The 5,957-nt window shown below is 59.4% G+C and carries 5 protein-coding genes; all 5 read left to right on the top strand.

All coding sequences use genetic code 11. The annotated features are described in order from the left end of the window. The coding region (locus Q0288_RS14495; protein WP_299431817.1) for an NAD(P)H-dependent oxidoreductase subunit E at nucleotides 1-406 on the top strand (406 nt) is incomplete at its 5' end. Next, nucleotides 403-1,722 carry an NADH-quinone oxidoreductase subunit NuoF gene (gene nuoF / locus Q0288_RS14490; protein ID WP_299431815.1) on the top strand — a complete coding sequence of 440 codons (1,320 nt, stop codon included), beginning with the start codon at nucleotides 403-405 and terminating at the stop codon, nucleotides 1,720-1,722. The genes Q0288_RS14495 and nuoF, both read left to right, overlap by 4 nt. 8 nt (nucleotides 1,723-1,730) lie before the next feature. Further along, on the top strand, nucleotides 1,731-4,097 hold the full coding sequence (locus Q0288_RS14485) for a molybdopterin-dependent oxidoreductase (RefSeq protein ID WP_299431813.1): 2,367 nt from the start codon (nucleotides 1,731-1,733) through the stop codon (nucleotides 4,095-4,097). 101 nt (nucleotides 4,098-4,198) lie between these two features. Further along, nucleotides 4,199-5,362 (top strand): complex I subunit 1 family protein, encoded by a 1,164-nt coding sequence (locus Q0288_RS14480; protein ID WP_299431819.1) that lies wholly within the window; start codon nucleotides 4,199-4,201, stop codon nucleotides 5,360-5,362. Between the two features lie 49 nt (nucleotides 5,363-5,411). After that, the gene (gene nuoI, locus Q0288_RS14475) at nucleotides 5,412-5,954 is read left to right on the top strand and encodes an NADH-quinone oxidoreductase subunit NuoI (RefSeq protein ID WP_299431811.1); all 543 of its coding nucleotides are present in this window, start codon (nucleotides 5,412-5,414) and stop codon (nucleotides 5,952-5,954) included. The last annotated feature ends 3 nt before the right edge of the window (nucleotides 5,955-5,957 follow it).

Below are 5,957 nucleotides of genomic sequence, written 5' to 3'. Positions count from 1 at the left end.
AATCCTGGGAACCACCGCTACCGAAGTGGCCGGGGTGATGAGCTTCTATAGCTACTACCAGGCCTTACCCACTGGCAAGTACCACCTGCAGGTTTGCGCCACTCTCTCGTGTGCAATCGGCGGGTCAGACGAGCTCTGGGACGAGCTAGTCAACGAACTGCAAATTTTGCGTGGCGATGTAAGTGATGACGGTCTGTTCAGCATCCAGAAGGTCGAGTGCCTGGGCTCCTGCCACACTGCGCCGGTAATCCAGGTTAACGACGAACCCTATGTGGAGTGCGTGACTAAAGCCCGACTGCATGCGATTTTAAGGGGCTTGCGCCAGGGGAAGAGGCTCGAGGACATCCTGCTTCCCGGCAAGGCTGGGCACGCCGTTCATACCCGTGGAGATGAGGTGAAAGCGTGAGCAGTGGGCCGATTGTCAGCGGCAAAGACCCGCGCTTTGAGCGGACACTGTACAAACATGTGGGCCAGCCAGGCTCCTGGAAGCTGGAATATTACCTGGCTCAGGGTGGCTATCAGGCTGCTCATAAGGCTGTTCAGCTAGGCCAGGACTGGGTAATCGAAGAGATGAAAAAGTCTGGACTCCGTGGCCGGGGTGGGGCTGGCTTTCCCACCGGCCTTAAGTGGAGTTTCATGCCGAAGAACACCGGCAAACAGCACTACATCGTCTGCAATGCCGACGAGTCGGAGCCGGGTAGCTTTAAAGACCGCTATCTGATGGAAGACGACCCCCACCAGCTGATCGAAGGCATGATCATTGCCGGGGTGGGGATTCAGGCCAGCAAAGGCTATATCTATGTTCGTGGCGAATACCGCCGGGCCTACGACCGCCTTGTCGCGGCCATTAAGCAAGCCTATGCCCAGGGTTATCTGGGCCAGAACGCGATGGGCACTAGTTTCGACTTCGATCTTTATGTTCACCGGGGGGCCGGGGCTTACATCTGTGGCGAAGAGACCGCACTGATGAATTCGCTGGAAGGACTGCGAGCCAACCCCCGTATGAAACCACCTTTCCCGGCCCAGGCGGGCCTGTGGGGGATGCCCACCACCATCAATAATGTCGAATCAATCTGCTCGGCAGTGCATATCGTTCAGCGCGGCGCCGACTGGTTTGCCAGCATGGGCACCGAAAAATCCAAGGGCCACAAGCTCTTTCAGGTTAGCGGCCCCTTCAAGCGCCCAGGAGTGTACGAGCTTCCACTGGGCACCCCCTTTCGTGAGTTGCTCTTCGACTATGCGGGTGGCCCCATCGAGCCAGTCCAGGCCCTCATCCCTGGGGGTTCGTCCTGCCCGCCGCTGCCCTGGAACGACGAAATTCTGGACACTCCCATGGATTACGAATCCATCAGCGCCAGGGGCTCGCTGCTGGGTACTGGAGGGGTAATTGGCATCCCGGCCAGCATGAGCATGGTGGACGCGATGTGGAATGTGACCCGTTTTTACGGTCACGAGTCCTGCGGCAAGTGCACCCCCTGCCGCGAGGGGGTCTCGGGCTGGATGGTGAGCCTGTTTGAGAAGATGGGTACTGGGCAGGGTCAGAAGGGCGATGTGGAGCTTCTGGAAAATATGCTCGATCAGATTGAAGGCCGCAGCTTCTGCGCCCTGGCGGATGCAGCCTGCTGGCCGGTTCGTGGCAGCCTCAAGCACTTCCGTAGCCAGTTTGTGGATGTGGTGGAGAATGGCAAACCCGTCGAGCGCCCGGGAAGCCGTTGGGGGTGATGTGGGGAATGGCCAAAGTAACCATAAACGATAAAGTTGTTGAGGTTCCTAACGGCACCTCAGTAATGGATGCAATTTTCCATGCTGGCTACGACGTGCCACTGTTCTGTGCCGAGAAGCACCTCTCTCCAGTGGGGGCCTGCCGGATGTGCCTGGTCAAGACCGGGAGCCCCCGCAAGGGATCGGATGGCAACTTCATCCTGGAAAATGGGCAGCCCCGGATTTTCTGGATGCCCAAGCTGGCGGCGGCCTGCGTGACTGCGGTCAGCGATGGGATGGCGATTGACACCCTGTCCGACGAGGTCAAGCACGCCCAGTCGGGGATGGTCGAACTCACGCTGTTCAATCACCCGCTCGACTGCCCCACCTGCGACAAAGGGGGGGCCTGCGAGCTGCAAGACCGCACCGTGGAGTATGGCCTGGTTGAAAAATTTTACCAGCCCGACCCTATGGAACTGCCCCTGTACACCCGCTTCGAGATGACCCGACGGCACGTGGATAAACACCACTCGCTCTCAGAGTTTATCGTGCTCGACCGGGAGCGTTGCATTCACTGCAAGCGCTGTGTACGTTACTTCGAAGAGATTCCGGGCGACAAAGTGCTCGACTTCATCGAGCGGGGTGTGCATACCTTCATCAATAGCGAGGAAGATGGCCTGCCCTCCAACTTCACTGGCAATATTGTGGATATCTGCCCGGTGGGCGCCTTGCTCGACCAGACCGCACGCTTTCGTGCGCGCAACTGGGAGTACGACTCTACCGAGACCACCTCGATGGATGACGCCAGCGGGGCTGCCATTACGGTAGATGCTCGAAGCGGGCTGTTGGAGCGCATCCGTGGAGCAGAGCGCCGGGAGGTAAACCAGGTCTGGATCTCGGATGCTGCCCGCTTCGGTCACGAATGGGTGAACGAAAACCGCATCCGCACCCCACTGGTGCGCCGGGATGGCAGACTGGTGGAGGCCACCTGGGATGAAGCCCTAACAGCCATTCGGAGTGGTTTGGGGGGCCTGGCCAAAAGCGACATTGGCGTCTATCTGGGAGGCAGCAGCACCCTCGAGGAAGGGTTGGTGGCAGTAGAGCTAGCAAGCGCTTTGGGAACCAACCACCGTGACTTCCAGGGCCGTACCGCCTACCCCACCACGGTTTTTAGTCCAGCCAGCTTCGAGGATTTACTGGACGCGCAATTTGTACTGATCCTGGGCGAACCCGCCGAGGAAGCGCCCACCCTGCACCTCCGGCTCTCGGAGTTTAGTCGCGGCCTGAAGCCGCTGCCCAGGCTGAATCACGGTACTCCCTTTGCCGACCTCAGCATCAAGGAGCGGATGCCGCGCCTGACCGATAAGCTTGCACTCTTCAGCACCTATCCGACCAGCACCGCCGAATGGGCCGGGGCCAGTGCGGTACATGTCCCTGGGCAAGAGGTAGCTCTGCTCTCGGCATTACTTGATCAGGCAGAAGCCCCTGCCGGGCTGGGCCAGCCGGTAGCCTGGGTCAAGGGCAGGCTGGCGGCCAGCCAGAAGATAGTCCTGGTACTGGGCTCCGGGGTGCTTAATTATCCCGATGCAGCCATGAAAGCCAGGCAGCTGGCCGAGCGAACCAGTGCGAAGGTCATGTGCATGACCCCTGCGGCTAATGCGAGGGGGTTGGAAGCGGTGGGCCTTTTCCCAGGGAAAGGGGGGACTGGCTGGACGGAAACCGGGGCCAGGGCTGTCTATTTTGGCTTCCTGCCCACCGAGGCCCAGCTAAAAGCCGCTTCCTACCGCATTCTGCACCTGACCCACCAGCATACCCTGGCCGAGAGGTATGCCGATGTGGTGTTGCCAAACCAGACCGCTTATGAAAAGCGGGGTCACACCTTGAACCTGGAAGGCCGGGTACTGCCGATAGAGCCCACCGGCATCGCCAATGGCGACGCGGATGGTGCAGTAGCAGCTCTGGGTTTGATCGCGGAGGCTGCCGGGGTGAAGACCTCGATCCGACTGGTTCGTCAAGCCACCCGGCTGCTTATTGAGCAGTATCAACTCCCGCCGGTGATGCAGCGCTGGATGCCCAGGGCGGCGGGCTGGGCGGCTTCGGAGTCGGATGCGACCAGGGGGCAGCTCTATCTGCGCCCCATCATGTGGCGGCGGGAGCAGCTGGTGGGTGCGGTGGCCAGGGTGGTGCAGACCAGACTGGAAATGAGCCTCGAGACCGCAAAAGCCAACGGCCTAGCCCATGGTTACCTGGTTGAACTGGAGACGCCAGCAGGTGTAGAGAACCTCGAGGTCAAGGTCGTCCCTGGCCTCCCCGACGGGGTGATGTATCTGCCGGCGCTGGGGGCCTGGGCGGGCCGTAGTGTGGAGGCCAGGGTGTTGGTGGGAGGTGAAGCATGAAGGCCGAAAGCCCAAGGGCCAGGGTCGAAGACCCACAACGACTCTGGATATCGGCCCAAAAGCTGGTTTTTGGTGGTGCGGCTTTTTTTACCAGCCTTGCCATGGCAGCGGAGGCCGTTCCTGCCGACTCCAGTGCCACCGACCCCCTGTGGATGGTGGGAATTAAAGCCTTCCTGGTGATTCTTGGCCTGCTAACCGCCTTCGCATATATGACCCTGATTGAGCGCCGCCTGCTGGCCCGCATCCAGATCCGCCAGGGGCCCAACCGGGTGGGGCCCGATGGCCTGTTTCAGCCCTTGGCCGATGCCATCAAGTCCATCTTTAAAGAAGACCTGGTGGTGGCCAAAGCCGACAAGGTGATTTTTATCATGGCCCCCATGATCTCCGTCACCTTTGCACTGCTGACCTTTGGCCTGATTCCCTTTGGCCCCAAGGATGCTTTCTTCGGCTACGACCCCTGGGTGATCAACCTGGACGTGGGCATCCTGTATGTGTTTGCTGTTTCTGAAATGGCCATCTACGGCATCTTCCTGGCGGGCTGGGCCTCGAATTCCAAATATTCGCTTCTGGGTTCGTTGCGATCCTCGGCCTCGTTGATTTCCTATGAGTTGGCCCTGGGCATCAGTCTGGTAGCGCCGGTGGTGCTGGTAGGATCGTTGAACCTCCAGGAGATCGTGAACTGGCAGTACGAAAACGGCTGGCTGATTCTCTACATGCTCCCGGCTTTTGCCATCTTCCTCCTGACCAGCATGGCCGAAGCGGCCCGCACGCCATTCGACCTTCCCGAGGCCGAACAGGAATTGGTGGGCGGCTACAACACCGAGTACAGCTCGATCAAGTGGGCTTTGTTCCAGATGGCCGAGTATATCCACCTCATCACCGCTGCGGCCCTGATTCCCACCCTTTTCCTGGGAGGCTGGCGAATGCCGGGCTTCATGGAGCAGATCCCCGTTATTGGTGGACTGTTTGCCCTGCCCTATGTGTGGATGTTTGCCAAGATCGCGCTGTTTTTGTTCTTCTTTATCTGGGTGCGCGGTACGCTCTTCCGTCTGCGCTACGATCAACTCATGCTCTTTAGCTGGGGGCGGCTATTCCCGCTAGCGCTGGTCTGGTTTATGGTGGCTGCTTTTGTGATGGCCTACCAGCTGCCCATCGCGATTCTGGGCTGGCTTTCGTTGCTAAGCATGATTGCGTTCTCGGTCTATGTAATCCTGGGTGCGCAGGCAAAACCCAAATCGGCGCCCCATATGGGAGCAGGAGATTGATTACACCACCGGGTGTTTGGTGCCCAGGTTTGGCGAAGGAGTTGATATTATGAGCATTGCTGCGCTGGCACAAAGCATGGGTATCACGCTCAAGGCTTTGTTTTCTAAGCCCGTGACGATCCCCTATCCAGATGCTCCGGTGGCCCTCAAGCCGCGCTTTCACGGGCGGCATGTACTGACCCGGCACCCCAATGGCCTGGAAAAGTGCATCGGCTGTTCGCTGTGCGCGGCAGCCTGTCCAGCCTATGCCATCTATGTGGAAGCTGCCGAAAACGACCCCAACAACCCGGTGAGTGCAGGCGAGCGCTATGCCAGGGTCTATGAGATCAACATGCTGCGCTGCATTTTCTGTGGTCTGTGTGAAGAGGCCTGTCCTACCGGTGCGGTGGTGATGGGCTACGACTTCGAGATGGCCGACTACCGCTACTCCGACTTTGTTTACGGCAAGGAAGACATGCTGGTAGAGGTGGAGGGTACCAAGCCCCAGCGCCGCGAGGCAGTCTACACGGGCAAGCCGGTCAAGAAGGGCTACAACGTACCCTACGCACGGGCGGAACTCGAGGGTGTGAAACCACCCAAGCCGAAAAAGTGAGTT

Source organism: uncultured Meiothermus sp. (assembly GCF_937863175.1).
Lineage (GTDB): Bacteria > Deinococcota > Deinococci > Deinococcales > Thermaceae > Meiothermus.
The sequence above is the reverse complement of the archived record's forward strand: the minus strand, read 5'-3'. Positions and strand labels throughout refer to the sequence as shown.

Bases quoted from the DNA above. Each gene is read 5' to 3' on its own strand.
- Q0288_RS14480 (WP_299431819.1), top strand. From the start codon at position 4,199: ATGGCAGCGGAGGCCGTTCCTGCCGACTCCAGTGCCACCGACCCCCTG.
- Q0288_RS14485 (WP_299431813.1), top strand. From the start codon at position 1,731: ATGGCCAAAGTAACCATAAACGATAAAGTTGTTGAGGTTCCTAACGGC.
- nuoI (WP_299431811.1), top strand. From the start codon at position 5,412: ATGAGCATTGCTGCGCTGGCACAAAGCATGGGTATCACGCTCAAGGCT.